The 17,124-nt window shown below is 53.7% G+C and carries 11 protein-coding genes; 7 read left to right on the top strand and 4 right to left on the bottom strand.

What is annotated here, in order from left to right; genetic code table 11:
- Window positions 1–8 precede the first annotated feature (8 nt).
- Window positions 9–3,866 (top strand): EAL domain-containing protein, encoded by a 3,858-nt coding sequence (locus CWE23_RS02160; RefSeq protein WP_241970509.1) that lies wholly within the window; start codon window positions 9–11, stop codon window positions 3,864–3,866.
- On the opposite strand, the gene fadJ is transcribed toward CWE23_RS02160, so the two are convergent.
- Together fadJ and fadI are read right to left on the bottom strand one after the other, a co-directional pair.
- A complete protein-coding gene (gene fadJ, locus CWE23_RS02165) occupies window positions 3,863–5,986 on the bottom strand; it encodes a fatty acid oxidation complex subunit alpha FadJ (RefSeq protein WP_126819245.1) in 2,124 nt (707 codons plus the stop codon). The two genes, CWE23_RS02160 and fadJ, sit on opposite strands and share 4 nt — an antisense overlap.
- Window positions 5,986–7,296, bottom strand: coding sequence for an acetyl-CoA C-acyltransferase FadI (fadI, locus tag CWE23_RS02170; protein WP_105305989.1), 1,311 nt, complete (start codon window positions 7,294–7,296; stop codon window positions 5,986–5,988). The genes fadJ and fadI overlap by 1 nt, the downstream gene beginning before the upstream one ends.
- Before the next feature lie 195 nt (window positions 7,297–7,491).
- Here fadI and CWE23_RS02175 point away from each other — a divergent pair, with 195 nt between their 5' ends.
- From CWE23_RS02175 to CWE23_RS02200, 6 genes are read left to right on the top strand one after another with little or no spacing between them, the layout of a single operon-like run.
- On the top strand, window positions 7,492–8,448 hold the full coding sequence (locus CWE23_RS02175; protein WP_105305988.1) for an AAA family ATPase: 957 nt from the start codon (window positions 7,492–7,494) through the stop codon (window positions 8,446–8,448).
- Between the two features lies 1 nt (window position 8,449).
- Complete coding sequence (locus tag CWE23_RS02180) at window positions 8,450–9,412, top strand: DUF58 domain-containing protein (protein ID WP_126819246.1); 963 nt, start codon at window positions 8,450–8,452, stop codon at window positions 9,410–9,412.
- Window positions 9,413–9,440: 28 nt separating this feature from the next.
- Window positions 9,441–9,914, top strand: a complete 474-nt coding sequence (locus CWE23_RS02185; RefSeq protein WP_126819247.1) for a DUF4381 domain-containing protein — start codon at window positions 9,441–9,443, stop codon at window positions 9,912–9,914.
- The gene (locus tag CWE23_RS02190) at window positions 9,907–10,893 is read left to right on the top strand and encodes a vWA domain-containing protein (RefSeq protein WP_105305985.1); all 987 of its coding nucleotides are present in this window, start codon (window positions 9,907–9,909) and stop codon (window positions 10,891–10,893) included. The genes CWE23_RS02185 and CWE23_RS02190 overlap by 8 nt, the downstream gene beginning before the upstream one ends.
- Window positions 10,886–12,742: a vWA domain-containing protein gene (locus tag CWE23_RS02195; RefSeq protein WP_126819248.1), complete on the top strand. Its 1,857-nt coding sequence runs from the start codon at window positions 10,886–10,888 to the stop codon at window positions 12,740–12,742. Before CWE23_RS02190 ends, CWE23_RS02195 begins: the two co-directional genes overlap by 8 nt.
- Before the next feature lie 20 nt (window positions 12,743–12,762).
- Window positions 12,763–14,466, top strand: coding sequence for a BatD family protein (locus tag CWE23_RS02200; RefSeq protein ID WP_198678792.1), 1,704 nt, complete (start codon window positions 12,763–12,765; stop codon window positions 14,464–14,466).
- Between the two features lie 225 nt (window positions 14,467–14,691).
- Here the strand turns inward: CWE23_RS02200 and CWE23_RS02205 are convergent, their stop codons facing one another.
- Both CWE23_RS02205 and hupB read right to left on the bottom strand, forming a co-directional pair.
- Window positions 14,692–16,563: a SurA N-terminal domain-containing protein gene (locus CWE23_RS02205; RefSeq protein ID WP_126819250.1), complete on the bottom strand. Its 1,872-nt coding sequence runs from the start codon at window positions 16,561–16,563 to the stop codon at window positions 14,692–14,694.
- Window positions 16,564–16,718: 155 nt separating this feature from the next.
- A complete protein-coding gene (gene hupB / locus CWE23_RS02210; protein WP_222843009.1) occupies window positions 16,719–17,015 on the bottom strand; it encodes a nucleoid-associated protein HU-beta in 297 nt (98 codons plus the stop codon).
- Window positions 17,016–17,124: the final 109 nt, after the last annotated feature.

A 17,124-nucleotide genomic window follows, 5' to 3' on the forward strand; every position in this document is an offset into this window, starting at 1 on the left:
GCCTCACTATGATATTGAACAGTGCCAGTGCTGCGCCGCCCGGGGCGCTGGCGCAATCACGGCATTGGGCCATCAGCCAGGGCATGACCAGCCATACCGTAACCGACCTGTTGCAGGACACTCGCGGCTTTTTGTGGATAGCCACTCGCAATGGCCTGCAACGCTTTGACGGTGTCTCGTTCGAACATTTTATGACCGGCCGGCAACCGCACCAACTGCCGAGCAACAACATTCTCGATCTGTGGTTTAACGACAAGCAATTATGGGTTTCTACGGCACGGGGTGTGGCTTATTTTGACTATCAGCAGAACCGCTTCTACCGCCACCCTAAATTTGACAACGTTAACGGCCCACAACCACCGATCGTTAGCAAAATCATCGCTGACTTTAATGACAACTTGCTGTTTTTATCGGAAAGTCGTTTATGGCGGGTGGATACCAAAACAGCCACGCCCGTCACACTGTCCTACAACGGAGATACGCTGACCAATATCACCAATATCCACATGGGCAAACGCTGGATCTGGTTGAGTGAGCAGGATGGCAGCCTGTATGTCTGGGACGGCAACAGCTTTGATGTGTTCAAAGTCAGTCAGCAAAACCCGATCACTGACCCGTTGCCGGCCACGGGCTTCAATCACATCTTACAGCGTGCTGATCGGATTTATTTCGCTCATGATCGGGGACTGTTCATTCTTGACGACGATTTTCGACTGTTGCAACAACTGGACAATGCCACCGATCTTGATAACAGCACGCCCATCAGCAGTTTAGCCTATGTCGATAACGGCCATCTGTTACTGGGTACCAGTCAGGGCATAAAAATACTGGAAACGTTCTCGCGCCAGCCGGCCTATCTCAGCCGTCAGCATTCGTTATCTCTGCCCCCTTTACTACAGGTTAATGCTTTTACGGTTGATCACCTGCAACGGCTCTGGGTCGGTGCCGGCAACGGGGGCTTGTACCAATTTTCGAAACCGCGGTCGGCACTCAACTTCGAAAAGCTACTGGATATTCGTTTGAGCAATGAGCTGAATACCCTGTCGTTGCCGTCGACACTGAACGACTATACCAGCGCGACCAAGGACTATGAGGGATTCTGGTGGTTTACCAATGAACTGGGATTGCTGAAGTACGAGCCTGAACAACAGCAGATTAAAGAAGTACATCCCCTTCCTCTGACACAGCCACCCAATGTGATGCAAACGGAACTGTTCGCCGAACATCTGTTTGTGGTCGACCAGAAGCATGGTTTGCTGATCTTTGATATCGCTGAAAAGCGCTGGCGGCGGATGCCCGATAATCAAGCTTTCTTCGAACAGGAAAACCTACGTATCTCCGTACACGACAGTAAAATTTGGATAGCCGATAAGCATAATGCCGTTGCGGTGGATGAGTTCTTCCGCGTCGTTGAGCAGGTGCCACTGTCCCGGGGCGTCAGCAATAACGAACTCAAACCGCTGTTTGTTACCACCGAGTTTGAGCAACAAACATTGTACCTGGACTTTGTCAGTCCATTGGCTCCGGAACCGGAGCGTATGCAGTACCGGTTTCGCTTATTCGACTTAATGGATGAGTGGCAACACACATCGCGCCCGTTACAGCCAATTTCATTTAACCATTTACCGGCCGGTTCATACACGCTTCAGATTCAGGCATCCGTTGACGGTAAAGATTGGGCCATTCGCCACCAACAAGATATCAGTGTCAGCGGCCCCTGGTGGCAAAGCAGTTGGGCTTACGGCGTTTATGCATTATTGGTGGCCGGATTACTGCTGTTAAGCGGACGCTGGTTTGTGCATTTATGCCGGCAACGTGACCAACTGTCAGCCAGCCACCAACACCTGGCACAAGCGGTAGAAAGCTCCGGTGCGCAACTGTGGGAATGGCATCTTAGCGAGGGCGAGTTAATCCGTCACAACATTTGGCGCCACTGCCCAGCCTTCCCTATCGATGGCATTCGCTGTGGTTATGCGGGTTCCGCTGCCAATATCCATCCGCAGGATCTCAAGCGCGTCAAAGAAGAATTCAGTGCCATCGTCGACGGCAGTAAAGACATGTTTGAGTGCAGCTACCGGCTGGACAACCAGGGTCAGTGGCTGTGGATTATGGATCGCGGCAAAGTTACCGAGCGCGATGAACAGGGTAAACCTCGCCGGGTTCAAGGCGCCATCACTGACATCAGCGGCATGATAAGCAGTGAAGAACGCCTGAATATGCTGGCTTTGTCACTCACGAACATTTCCGACGGCATTTGTATTTTTGACCGCTTTTTCCGCAAACGTGAGATCAATAAAGCCTTTGAAACCATCACCGGCTACAGTCGCGAACAGATACTAGAGCAACCTTTTACGCTGCAGGCTTATGAGCAAAACTTTATCGATCAAATTAAACGTGACGTGTTTAAAGAAGGCAGTTGGCGTGGCGAAGTGACCGATATTCGTGCCGACGGCAGCGAGTTTCAGATGGAACTGACGTTGGATACCGTCAACAACGACAATGGCGATATCGAACTTATCGTCGCCAGTTTCTCGGACGTTACCGAACGCCGCAACACCGAAAACGAATTGCGCCGGCTGTCCAATACCGACAGTCTCACGGGGCTGCCCAACCGTTCCTACTTTCAGGTCAGTCACTCAAACCTGGTGCGCAAGAAAGTACCGCATGCGCTACTCATTTTTGACCTCGACGACTTTAAAAAGATTAATGACTCGCTCGGCCATGAAGTCGGTGATGAGCTGTTGTGCCGGGTGGCCGAACGATTAACCGACATTGGCCGGCGTCAGGACACCCTCTACCGGCTTGGCGGCGATGAGTTTGGCTTGCTGGTTGAAGACACCACAGAAATCAACGCCATCAGTGTGCTGGCCTCGAAAATTAATACCGAAATCGCAGTACCCTTTAACATCCAGCAGCACGAAGTGGTGATCGGCAGTTCCATCGGTATTGTGCTCTACCCTCACGACGGTCACACCTCTCAGGAACTGTTACAAAAGGCTGATACCGCGATGTATCATGCCAAACAACGCGGCGGCAACTGCTACCAGTTTTTCAGCCAATCCATGAACGAAAATGCGATTCGTCGCCTGCAAATCGAAAACGAGTTGCGCAGCGCCATACGTGAGCAGCGCGTGGAAGTGTTCTATCAGCCGAAAATCGAACTGGCCAGTCAGCATATTGCCGGCATTGAGGCGCTGGCACGAATACGCCGTGAAGATGGCACCGTAATCAGCCCGGCCGACTTTATTCCGCTGGCTGAGGAAACCGGTTTGATCGTGCCGTTGAGCGAGCAGGTGTTGCGGCAGTCCTGCCGCGACATGAAAACCTTTCTGAAGCTGGCCGGCGCACCGCGTCACGTAGCGATCAACCTGTCGGCACGCCAGTTCTCTACCTCCAGCCTGGCGTTTCAGGTCGAGTCGATACTTGCAGAAGAAAATATGCACCCACGCCATATCGAGTTCGAAATCACTGAAGGGATGGTTATGGCTGATCCGGAACGAGCCATTACCATGCTGGAAAACCTTGCGGATATGGGCGTGCAACTGGCGCTGGACGATTTTGGTACCGGTTATTCATCGCTGGCTTATTTAAAGCGCTTCCCGCTGCACACCCTGAAAATTGATAAAGCCTTTGTCGATGACATCACCACCGATGACAAGGATCGCAACATGGTTGCATCGATTGTCGGAATGGCACATAACCTGGGCTTAAAAGTGGTTGCTGAAGGGGTTGAGTCGCGCACCCAACTGGAGATCTTAAAAACTCTGAGGTGTGAGTATATTCAGGGCTTTTACTATGCCGAACCGATGCAAGCGGATGCGTTCATCCGCTACATCGGGCAACATCAGGAGCAACCGTCGCTTTAGTAAAAGCGACGTTGCTGTTCGGCCATTTCCACCAGCAGTGGTGCCGGTTGATAACGATCACCGCGCTGTTCTGCCAGGGTCTTCAGTTTGGTAACCAGCGCACCAATGCCAATCTCATCCATATAACGGAATGGGCCGCCACGGAACGGCGGGAAGCCGATACCAAACACTGAGCCGATATCGCCGTCGCGGGCACTGCGAATAATGCCTTCCTGCAAACAGTAGGCCGCCTCATTCAACATCGGCAACACACAGAGTTCCGCCACGGCTTCGCGGTCAAGGTTTTGTTTCGGCTCAATGCCTAACAACGAATACACCGAACTGTCGACCGGCTTACCTTTTACCCCTTTACCGTATTGATAAAAACCTTTCTGGTTCTTTTTGCCTTTGCGCTCATCGTCAATCAGCTTGTCAAAAGCCGCCGGAGGTTCAAAACGCTCACCCAGCTCTTTGCGCAAAATTGCCGCCACTTTCGCACCGACATCAATACCCACTTCATCCAGCAGCGTAATCGGCCCGACCGGGAAGCCAAACTTCACCAGCGCTTTGTCGACGTGCTCGATAGGCTCACCGGCAAGCACCAGTCGTGCAGCTTCGTTCATGTAAGGAGCCAGAATCCGGTTAACAAAGAAACCGGCGCCGTCCTTAACCACAATCGGCGTTTTGCCTTGTTTCTTGGCAAGCGCGACGGTCGTCGCGATGGTTTCCGGTGAGGTCCCCTCATGGGTAATAATTTCTGCCAACGGCATTTTATCCACCGGTGAGAAGTAATGCAGACCAATCACATTTTGTGGACGCTGCGCTTTCGCCGCAATCTGGGTAATCGGCAACGAACTGGTATTGGTCGCAAAAATGGTTTCCGGCTTGGCGTGCTGCTCAATGTCAGCCACCATTTTTTGCTTCAATTCCAGATCCTCAAACACCGCTTCAATCACCACATCCACCCGTTCGAAACCGGAATAATCCAGGGTGCCGCTTAATGACAACATGGTTTTTTCCAGTTCCGCACGGCGCATGTGTTTGCGTTTTACTTTTTTGTTCAAACGCTCATAACTGTAGTGCAGTGCATGAGTGATGCCTTCGTGGGAGATGTCTTTAATGCGTGCCGGCAAACCCGCTTTAGCCGCCGTCACGTAAGCAATACCGCCGCCCATCAGACCGCCGCCAAGCACACCGACGCGATGAATGTCCGCCGGCTTAACACCGTCAGCACCGGTTTCTTTTTTCATCTCGGTGGTGGCAAAAAAGATTTGTCGCAACTGGTACGACTGCGGTGTCATCGCCAGTTCACCAAAGCTGCGTGCTTCTTTGTCCAGTCCAGCTTCACGGCCTTTTTCAACACCAATACGCACGGTATCGATGATCTTATCGATTGCCGGATAATTCCCCTGCGCTTTCTTCTGTGCCTGTTCAGCCGCTTTCTTGTAAATAATATTACGCCCATAAGCGGTAGCTTCCAGCACTTTACTGATGCCTTTCAGGGGCGCTTTTTTCTTTTTCGGCTTAGCCGACAACGCGTGTTTCATCGCCGCGTCGAGCAAAATCGACTGAGGCACGACTTCATCCACCAACCCGGCTTTCAGCGCCTGTTTCGCCCGTAATTGCTTACCGGTCAGCATCATGGTGATGCCCTGCTGAACACCGACTAATTGCGGCAACCGTTGCGTTCCGCCGGAACCGGGCAGTAAACCCAGTTGCACTTCCGGTAAACCCAGTTGTGTTTTCGGATTATCCGAACAAACCCGGACATGACAGGCCATCGCCAGTTCCAGACCGCCACCCAGGCAGGCACCATTGATGGCCGCGACGACCGGTACTTCCAGCTGCTCGATGCGATCAAACATGGCCTGCCCCTTGCGGGCCAGACTTTCGGCATCGGCAGCGGTTTCACAATCGTTGATCATGTTGATGTCAGCGCCGGCAATAAAGGAACCCGGCTTACCACTGATAAACACCACGCCCTTGATGTCCGAATCGCCCTCCAGCCGGTTCATGAGTCGCCCGACTTCATCCGCGAAGGTATCCTTGAGGGTGTTCATTGACTCGCCCGGCACATCAATGGTGATCACCGCAACGCCGTTGTCCTTTATGTCCAGTGAGAAGGCTTTCTGTTCGCTCATTATTCACTCTCCAAAATCATCGCTGCGCCCAGTCCACCGGCGGCACAGGCTGTCGTCAGTGCGGTGCCGCCGCCACGGCGACGTAATTCGTAAATCATTTGCGTGATCATCCGCGCGCCGGTAGCAGCAAAGGGGTGACCATAGGCAATCGAGCCGCCTAACACATTAAACTTGGCCGGGTCGATTTCGCCAATGGCCTCGCTGCGGTTCAGTTTGTCCTGCGCAAACTGCTTGCTGGCAAACATTTTCATGTTGGTCAGTGTTTGTGCGGCAAAGGCTTCGTGCATATCAATCAGGTCCAGGTCGCTGAGTTTCATGCCGGCACGATCTAACGCGATGGGGGTCGCATAAGAAGGCCCCATCAGCATGTCCTGCTCAACCCCAATGGCGCTGAAGGCGTAGCTGCGAATATAGCCCAAGGGCTCGTAGCCCAGCTCTTTGGCGCGGCTTTCCGTCATCAGCATGACAGCCGATGCCCCGTCAGTCAGCGGTGTACTGTTGGCGGCGGTTACGGTACCGTGTTTGCGATCAAAGACCGGCTTCAATTTCGCCAACTTGTCGATTTGGCTGTCACCACGAATATTGTTATCGCGGCTGATGTGTTTCTTATAAGGTTCCGGATAGGCGGTCATCACTTCTTGATCAAGCCAGCCAGCTTCCCACGCTTGGTGCGCCTTTTGATGCGACTCCACCGTCAGTTGATCCTGCGCTTCGCGGGAAATACCATGCGACTTCGCCATTTGTTCAGCGGTCTGCCCCATGCTCAAACCGGTGCTGTATTCCGCCACCGCAGGGGGCACCGGTAACAGGTCCTTAAGACCCAGACGGCGCAAAATACTGAAGCGTTGTCCAAGGCTCTTGGCCTTATTCAGATCGACCAGCGCTCGGGCTAAACGTTTACTCACACCAATCGGCAGCACCGAAGAGGAATCCGCGCCGCCGGCGATGCCGACACTGATGTTGCCGGCCATCATGGTTTCCAGCACATTAACGGTGGTCTGGAAGCTGGTTGCACAAGCGCGGCTGACGCTGTACGCATCAACTTCGACCGGCAACTGTGTGCCAAGGACGATTTCGCGGGCAATATTAGGTGCTTCCGGCATTTGCACCACCTGGCCAAACACCAGTTGCTCTACCAGTCCGGGTTCGATTCCGGTGCGATTAATCAGCTCCTGCACTACCATTTTACCCAGATCGAGTGCCGGTATGCCGTGATAGTCAGTGGCTTGACGGGCAAAAGGTGTACGCAACCCTGCCACAATGGCAATTCGGTCACCGCTGGGGGTGCGCAACGATTGTGTTGCTGCCATATGCTTTCTCCATTATATGAATGACGGCCAATACTGGTCTGACCACAATAGATTTTGTTACAAATTCTAGCCGTTTATCGTGCAGATTAAAACCATCGTTTTGTTTAAAGTGTTACTATCTATGACTTTAAAACTCAAAAGACTACCCTCAAAATAGCACAGGTAGGCATTGATAACAGGTACAACAGGAGTCCCATGGCTGCGTCACAATTTAAAGCATTGCATGAGTTTCTCGATCGGCAGGTGCTCGGTCAGCCCGAATTTACCCGCAATTTGCTGCTGGCGGTATTGGCCGATGGCCATCTGCTGGTAGAGGGACCTCCCGGTTTGGCCAAGACCCGTGCCGTACAGGCTTTGGCAAAAGGCATTGAAGGTGACTTCCATCGCGTACAGTTTACACCGGATTTGTTGCCGGCCGACCTGACCGGTACGGACATTTACCGTCCGGAAAATGGCACCTTTGAGTTTCAACAGGGCCCGTTGTTCCATAACCTGATTCTGGCTGACGAAATTAACCGCGCCCCGGCCAAAGTGCAGTCGGCATTGCTTGAGGCCATGGCGGAGCGACAAATCACCGTTGGCCAACGCAGCTACCCGTTGCCACCGCTGTTTATGGTACTGGCGACGCAAAACCCATTGGAACAGGAAGGTACTTACCCGTTGCCCGAAGCGCAGTTGGATCGGTTTTTAATGCATCTGCGGTTGGACTACCCGGATGCCGAAACCGAGCAGCAAATTTTGCGCCTCAACCGCGGCGAAGTCATTGAGGGCGAAGAGGCCATGCCGACGCCGCTCACTCAGCAGCAGTTGTTCGACGCACGCCAACAGGTGATGCAGATATACCTCGACGAGGCGGTGGAACACTATTTGGTGCAACTGATTATTGCCACCCGTCAGCCGGCCAATTACGACGCTGAGCTGGCCAGTTGGATAGCCTACGGCGCCAGCCCGCGAGCCACCATATCACTGGAGCGCTGCGCACGCGCCAGCGCCTGGCTTGACGGTCGCGACTTTGTCACGCCGGACGACATCAACAGCGTGTTGCACAACTGTCTGCGCCACCGCATCATCATCAGCTACCAGGCCGAAGCCGACGGCATCACTCAGGATCAGGTCATCGATAAAATCGTCTCACTGGTACCGGCTCCTTAGTATGTTGTCGCAAGAGCAGTCACGTTATTGGTTAGAGAAACTGCGCAGTGACGGCCTGCAGCCGACCATGCAGGAGCTGCTGTATTACCGTACCCGGCTGCCGGCCATCGCCCGTCACAAACGTAACCTGCCGGCGATTAGCCAAAGCGGACCCTTATTAAGCAAAACCCGGGGCCGTGGGATGGAATTTGATGAAGTGCGCCATTATCAGGCGGGCGATGACATTCGCGCCATCGATTGGCGGGTAACTGCCCGTACCGGAAAACCGCACACCAAGTTGTACCGCGAAGAAAAAGAGCGACCGGTGTTTTTGGTGACCGATTTGGCTCTGACGCAGTTATTCGGCAGTCAATTGCTGTTTAAATCGGTGCAGGCCTGCCATTTGACCGCAGCGCTGGCGTGGCAGGCACAGCAGCGTGGTGACCGGGTCGGCGGTATCATCAGTAACGGCTGGTTGCATCGCGAACATAAGCCGGCGGCACGTCAGGCGGGAGTATTGCACTTTTTGCACAGTCTGCTGGACGTGCACCAGGACAGTTTTAACCGCTGGCAACAGCATCAGCGCCCGCACCCTGCACCACTGGCCGACACCATTAACCGTTTACAGAAACTCGTTAAACCGGGCAGCCTGATTAACATCATCAGTGATTTCCAGCATTTCGACGATGAACTTCTGGAGCCACTGGCTCGTCTAAATCAGCGTAACTCCGTGCGTTGCTTCTGCAGCTATGACCCCATGGAGTGCGAACTGCCACAAGGTTATTCAGCACAGGCACTGGCCGTTTTTGACGGCGAACAACAGGCGCAAATTAACCTCGCGGACAAACGTCAGCGCGAACGCTATCAAAACACCGCCGAGCAGCGCCGGCATCATCAGCAACAACAATTTGAACAGCATGGCTTACGGATCAGTTATGTCAGCAGTGCCCAGGCGCTGGAACAGCGATGGGCCGACCTCCGTTAGCAACACAGGAATAAGGTGAACGTTTTTGATGCAGCAAGCGTCTTTAGAACAACTAAACGATATTGTTGAACCCGGTGCCGCCAGCTTCTGGCCACCGGCGTGGCCGGTTATTGTCATCAGCATAATACTGTTGGCACTGGTGCTAGGACTGCTCTGGTGGCTGCATGCGCGTTATCGTATCCGCCGCCCGCAACGTCTGGCGCTGGCGAAATTACGACAACTGCAACAGCCATCGGCCAGTGATGTCACTTTACTCTGTAAACGGGTGGCACTGGCCTATTACCCTCGTCAGCAGATTGCCGCTCTCAGCGGTGAGGATTGGCTGCGCTTTATGGGTGCCAACGCGCAACAACATAATGACCTGCTACAACAGTGTGACGCCTTATTTTATAAACCGGCGCAGGGCGAATTAATCAGCCGCTACCAGCAGTTCGCCGAACAATGGATTCGTCATGCCCACCGCCACGCCCGCCAAGCGCGTAAAGGTGGCCGTCATGTTTGAATTTGCCTGGCCCTGGATGTTTTTGCTGCTGCCGTTACCCTGGCTGGTTCGCTATTTACTGCCGGCCGGCTCACCAACGTTGTCGGCGATCCGCATTCCGTCGCTGAATGGCTTATCCAATACTCAACAAAGCATGCGCGCAAAGCCCTGGATGTGGGCGCTGTTGACGCTCTGCTGGTGTTTGCTCATCGCTGCCAGTGCACGCCCGCAATGGCTCGGTGAGCCGTTGCCGGTGCGCTCTGAGGGGCGCGAGATTATGCTGGCGGTGGATCTCTCCGGCAGTATGGAAATTGCGGACATGCAGCTTAATGACCGCAGTGTCGACCGGTTGACCATGGTCAAGGCAGTATTGGGTGACTTTATCACCCGTCGCGAAGGCGATCGGCTGGGACTGATTTTTTTCGCCGATACCGCCTTTTTACAAACCCCAATGACCTATGACCGTGAAACCGTCCGGCAAATGCTGGAAGAATCGGTGCTGGGACTGGTTGGCGAGCGCACCGCGATTGGTGATGCCATCGCCCTGGCGGTTAAACGCTTTCGCAGTAAAGACGAAACCAACCGGGTATTGGTGCTGTTAACCGATGGTCAGAATACCGCCGGCAACCTAACACCGGATCAGGCACTGGAGTTAGCCGATGCGTTTGATGTTCGCATTTACCCCATCGCGGTGGGCGCCGAAGAAGTCGTTGTCGACAGTTTCTTCGGTCAGCGCCGGGTTAACCCCAGCCGCGATCTGGACGTACCGCTGATGCAACGCATTGCTGAAACCACCGGTGGCCGTTACTTCCGCGCACGCAGCACCGAAGAACTGGAACAAATTTACCAACTGCTCGATGAGCTCGAGCCCATCGCCGGTTCCCCGCAGCAATTACGGCCTCGTCAGGCGCTGTATTTTTGGCCGTTATCCGGGGCGCTGCTGCTGATGGTAGTGATTGCGCTCTTCCACTATCGCCCGTGGAGGTTTCGTCATGGCTGATTTCCATTTCCTTCGTCCCTGGTGGTTACTGGCACTGCTGCCGCTGGCACTGTTTTACTGGCGCCTGTTGGTGATGCAGAAAACGCAGTCTGGCTGGCATCAATGGCTGCCCCAACATCTTGCCCACGTGCTGGTTAATTCCGGTGGCAAACAGTCATCGTGGTCGGCTCATCGACTCGGCCTGTTCTGGTTGATCAGCAGTACCGCCCTTGCCGGCCCGACCTGGGAACGTTTACCACAACCGGTTTATCAACTGGAAACCGGTCAGGTCGTGATCATGGACATGTCGCCATCGCTACTGGCGGAGGACATCGAGCCAAATCGTTTAACCCAACTGCGCTTTAAAGCCATGGACTTGGTGAAATCCGGTCTTGATGGCGACACCGGTCTTATCGCCTACGCCGACGACGCTTTTACCATCAGTCCGTTGACCGCTGATAATAATAACTTATTGAATTTGATCCCGTCGTTGTCGCCACAAATCATGCCTAATGCCGGCAGTGAGCCGCTGCGGGCACTCAAGCTTGCGGACGAACTGCTGACCAACGCCGGTTACGCCGAGGGTGACATCTACTGGCTGACGGACGGCATTGCCACCAGCGAACTGAATGCGCTGAGCAGTTATTTGCGCAAGCAACCCCATCGGGTGTCGATTCTTGGTATTGGTACTACCGACGGTGCGCCGGTACGGTCCGCCGATGGCAGTTTGCTAAAAGACCGCTTTAATCAGCCGGTCATCGCTAAGCTTACACCATCACGGTTGCAGGATCTCGCCAGCCTTACCGGCGGTATTTATCAAACCGTGCGCCGTGATAACGACGATGTTGCGGCGCTCGTCAACCAGCCGCCATTAACCCGTGAAGGCAAAGACGCCGACCAACAACAGCAAGGCGACCAATGGCGCGATAATGGTCCGTTACTGGCGTTACTGCTGATCCCACTGGTGTTGTTCAGTTGGCGACGCGGCGGCAGCCTCGGCAGTTGGTTGTTGCTGGCTGGTTGGCTACCACTGAGCCTGTCGAGCGGCAGTGCTTACGCTGCCACCCAGCAAGCGGACGCGGCGCCGGGCTGGTGGCTGAATCAGGAGCAACAGGCGCAACAATTACTTGAGCAGGAGCAGTATCAGGCAGCCGCTGAGTTAAGTGAGCAGCCCTTCCGCCAGGGCGTGGCCTATTATCGTGCCGGGGATTATCAGGCCGCTGTCGATCGCTTTGCCCAGCTTGATAGCGCCCAAAGTTGGTACAATCGTGGTAATGCATTGGCTCAGTTGCAACAGTTTGAAGCCGCCCGGGATTCCTATGAACAGGCATTGAAGCGCCGCAGTGACTGGCCCGAAGCTGAAGAAAATAAAGCGCTGATGGAGCAACTGCTAGAACAGCAAAAGCAACAGGACGGCGAACAAAAAGGCCAACAAGGTGACGACGGTGAACAGGATGACAGCCGTGATCAACAAGGCCAAAATCAGGGCGAAAACCAAAACAACGGCCAGCAGGACGCCGAACAACAGGATAATTCAGCCGATCAGCAGCAGGATCCTCAGGGTCAGCAGCAAGGCGATGGCGACCAACAGCAACAACGCCAGCAACAACAAAACGAATCCGAGCAGCAGCAACAGCAACAGGCACAGCAAGGCGAGCAACCACAGAACACCGAGGCCGAGCGGCAGCGTAATCAGCAAACGCAATTCCGCGACGATATTGACCCGGAAAAAGCCCAGCAGTTGGAACAGTGGATGAAACGTATCCCTGATGATCCCAGTATCTTGCTGCGCAATAAAATGCTATTGGAAAGTCAGCGTCGCAACCAGCGCCGCGCATCACAACCTGAGGGAGTTGAGCGAAAATGGTAAGGTGGATACAAGGTGTTTGTATGGTTGTACTGGTGCTCTTCAGTGCAGCAAGTTACGCCGATGTCACTGAAATTGAGGCAACCGTTGACAAAAATCCGGTCATTGCCAACGAATCCTTCGTGTTAACGGTGACCTTTAATGACGACGTCGGTAATAGTGCCTTCCAGCCGCAGCAACTGCTCAGCGACTTTATGGTCGGACGCACCTCAGTGAGCCGGCAAACCTCGATTATGAACGGCGAATTGAATAAGCTGACCCGCTTCACCACGGTGTTAATTGCGGAACAACCCGGTACCTATACCATCCCGGCCATTATGATGGATGGCGCCAAGTCGAAACCCATTACGGTTGAAGTGTTGGCGGCCGGCAGCGATACCAGCGCGCGCTCTGATAAGATTGCCTTTATTGAAAGCACCGTCGACAGCGATTCGGTGTTTTTGCAACAGCCGCTGACCTACATTGTGCGCCTGTATCTGGCCGCTGATCTGAATAAAGGCAATTTGGTACCGCCGCAGATGGAAAATGCCGATATTCGTCAAATTGGTTCAGACGAAGAATCGTCGGAGATGATCAACGGCCGCCGCTATAAGATTTACCAGCGTACTTTCCAGATAACCCCCAACAAATCCGGTACGTTTAAGATTAAAGGCGCGCGCTTTGATGGCGAAGTCTACGCGGAAGGTCAGCGCTCTATCTTTTCGTCGTTCTCCAACACCCAGCCGGTGAGCACCCTCGGCGAGACCATCGAACTGACGGTTAAGCCGATACCGGCCAATTGGCAGGGTGCCTGGCTACCGAGTGAACTGGTTACGCTGTCACAGACGCTTAGCCCGGAAACCGACACCATCGAGGTGGGTGAACCCTTAACCATTCGCTATCAATTAACCGCCGTCGGTGTAAAGCCGGAACAGTTACCGGAGATTTCACCGGCGTTTCCGGATTCCGTGCGGGTCTATCCCGATAACGACGAAACCGACCAGTACGTTCGCAATGGCGTGACCATTGCTCAGAAAACGGTCAGCTTCGCGGTCGTCCCCAATCAGCCCGGCTCGTTGCAATTGCCGTCGGTCAGCGTACCTTGGTTCAACACCAAGCGCGATCAGGCCGATGTCGCGCGTACCGACCCCGTCACACTGACGGTGGAAGGGGTTGCCAACCAACTGGCGCAACAACCCAAAGCAGAGCCTCAGGCGCCGCCTAAGCCCGAGCCGGAAGCCTCGCCGCAAAGTACCGAACAGCCGCAAGCTCAGCCCGACGTCAGTGCCCTCGCGGATCAGCGTCTGGTAACCGTGTTAGCGCTGCTGTTGTTTCTGTCGTTGCTGGGTAACCTGGCCTTTTTCTGGCGCCGCAGAAAACAGCGGCCGTTAAAGGTGCAAGCCAAGGCAAACACCGAACAACCGCTGACCAGCAGTCAGCAGTGGCGGAACTTCCAAAAAGCTTGCGCCGACAACCATGCCCGCAAGGCCGATGAGTTTTTGCGCAAATGGGCACAGCAACGTTTTGACAAACGCCTGGTCGCGCTGGGTGATTTGGCAAGATGGCTCGCTCATGGCAATCAGGTCGACCAAGAGCTGCAACAACAGCTTAATGATTTGCAACAGTCCCTGTTCAGTGCCAGCAAGCCCAAATGGACCGGCGGTAAAGCGCTTTATCAAAGCCTGCGCAAAGCCCTGGACAATCAGCCCAAGCCGAAACAACGCAACGATCTGCCGGAGCTTTATTAACGGGCTTCGCGGGATAGGCGCTTCGCGCGGGGTGGGCTTCGCGGTTTAGGCGCTCTGCGCGGGGTGGGCTTCGCGGGATAGGCGATCTGCGCGGGATGGGCTTCGCGGTTTAACAGGCGTAGCCCCTAGACCGCGAAAGCGAAGCCGAGCCCAAACCGGGCGCAGCCCCTAGACCGCGAAGGCGAGGCCGAGCCCAAACCGGGCGCAGCCTCTAGACCATCAAACTTAGATATCTTTACGAGTGATATCCGCATCTTCTTTCAGGGTATCGATAAAGGCTTGCAGTATTACCTGCGCCTGACGATTGCTTAACTGTTGACGAATCTGATCGGCCTGCTCGTCCAGTTCCGCGTTGCCAGGGGTAACCTGAGTCAGTGCAATCACCACAGCATCACCGTTACTCAGCTCGACCGCTTTCATTGCCGGTTCATCGCCCGCGTTAGGCGCCATTTGAAACACGTTGCGAACGACACCACGTGGATGCTCCTGGGTGTTCATGGTAATGCTGTCAAACCAGACTACCTGGTCATCCAACTCACTGCCGCCTTCAGCCCACTGCTGTTGCCACTGCTGTGCCTGTTCCAGAGCCATTTGCTGAGCCTTTTCAGTACGCAGCTGTTGCTCGATTTGGTCACGCACTTCAGCCAGCTCACGGGTGTGCTGTGGCTCATGTTCGAGAACCCGCACAACCAGCGAGCGGTCGTCTGAGGTTTCAATGATGTCACTGTTTAAACGCTCATCAATCAGATTCTCAGAGAAGATATTGTTCAGAATAACATCATCACTGAGCGGTGTCGGCGCACGGTTACGGGCAAATAAGTCGGTAGTGCGAACTTGTTCACCAATCGCCTCTGCCGCCGGTGCCAATGTATCAGGCTGTTCAAAGCTGACCTCAGCCAGTTGCTGCTGCAATTGGAAGTAGCGGTCTTCAAGCTGTTGCTCGACCAACTGCTGGCGAACCTCGTCTGCAACTTCCTCGAACGGAGTCACTGAGCCCGGACGCAAATCCGTAAGCTTGATGATGTGGTAACCGAAACTGGTTTCGACTACGTCAGAAACATCACCGACATTTTCCAGTTCAAACGCCGCCTGGTCAAAGTCTTCATCCATCATGCCCCGCTCAACCCATTCAAGGTCGCCGCCGACTTCGGCTGAGAAGGTATCGTCAGAATAAGTCTGAGCGACGTCCGCAAAGTCAGCGCCGTCACGCAACTCGGCTAACGCTTGTTGCGCTTTTTGCTCCGCGTTTTCGGTGCCATGCTCCACCAGAATATGAGATAAGCGACGCTCTTCTTCGGTGCGGTACTGGTCGATACGATTATCGTAGAATGCCCGCACTTCTTCGTCAGCAATCTCGATATCACTCATTAGGTCGGCTTTGGACAGCTCGACGTACTCAACCTTAATGCGCTCCGGCGCCTGAAACGCCTGGCTGTTGCTCTCATAGTACTGAGTGATTTCTTCTTCACTTAGCTCCACCTGATCAATGAAATCGGCGTTGCGAGCCACCAGGTAGCCACCTGAGCGGGTCTGTTCCTGCAAGCGCAGGATAGCCAGAATTTCTGAATCGAGGGCAAACTCGCTGCCTGCCAGTGCCTGGAGCAACTGATTACGCAGCAAATCGTTCTGCATTAGGTTGGCAAAACTTTCCGGCGTATAACCGGCATTGCGCAACGCCATCAAATAAACGTCGTTATCAAACTGACCGGCTGTACGGAATGCAGGAATATCACGAATTTCCTGCTTAACCTGAGCGGCCGAAATGCGCATGCCATGATCCTGTGCGTATTGAATCAGCAAGCGTTGCTCAATTAACTGATTCATCACATTGGCACGTACGGTTTTCATGTAACCCGGGTCCGAGCTGATGGCATCGAACATATCACCGAATTGCTCTTGCAAACGGCTACGCTCATTTTCATAAGCTCGGTCATATTCCGTCTGGGTAATCTCGGCGCCATTAACTTCAGCAACCGTAGTGTCCGCGCCTCCCGTTACGTAGCTACCTACACCGGCTAGCGCAAAGGTCAAAATTATCAGCACCAGAACGGCTTTCGCAGCAAAACTCTGCGATCCTTCTCGTATCCGCTCTAACATAATCAGAACTTCCTTCGTGGTTTAATTATCGACGGCACATTATAGCGAAACCGCACTAAAACTCACCCTTTCGACAAAAAAATAACCCGGAGTTCACAGACTCCGGGTTATTATTGATTCAAAATCTTTTATAAAAAAGCGCGTTAGCGCCTTAATTAATTTACTGCGTCTTTCAGAGCTTTACCGGCTTTGAAAGAAGGTACTTTTGCAGCAGCGATTTGAATGGTTTCACCCGTTTGTGGGTTACGACCCGTGCGCGCAGAACGCTCACGTACGCTGAATGTACCAAAACCAACCAGGGCTACCTGGTCGTCTTTTTTCAGAGCTTCGGTTACTGCATCAATCATTGAGTCCAGTGCACGACCAGCAGCAGCTTTAGAGATATCTGCACCTGCCGCGATTTTGTCAATTAGCTGAGACTTGTTCACAGTATCATCCCCTTCGATTGTTATTATCAAATTTCCGTGGTTCCATTCGGATTTTTTAAATGGGCCGAAATTGTTATATCAAGCTTAATTTAAATGTTCAACACCATACTATCCGAACTTTTTCTGTCCAGCC

It is taken from the genome of Idiomarina aquatica (assembly GCF_003987185.1).
GTDB classification, from domain to species: domain Bacteria; phylum Pseudomonadota; class Gammaproteobacteria; order Enterobacterales; family Alteromonadaceae; genus Idiomarina; species Idiomarina aquatica.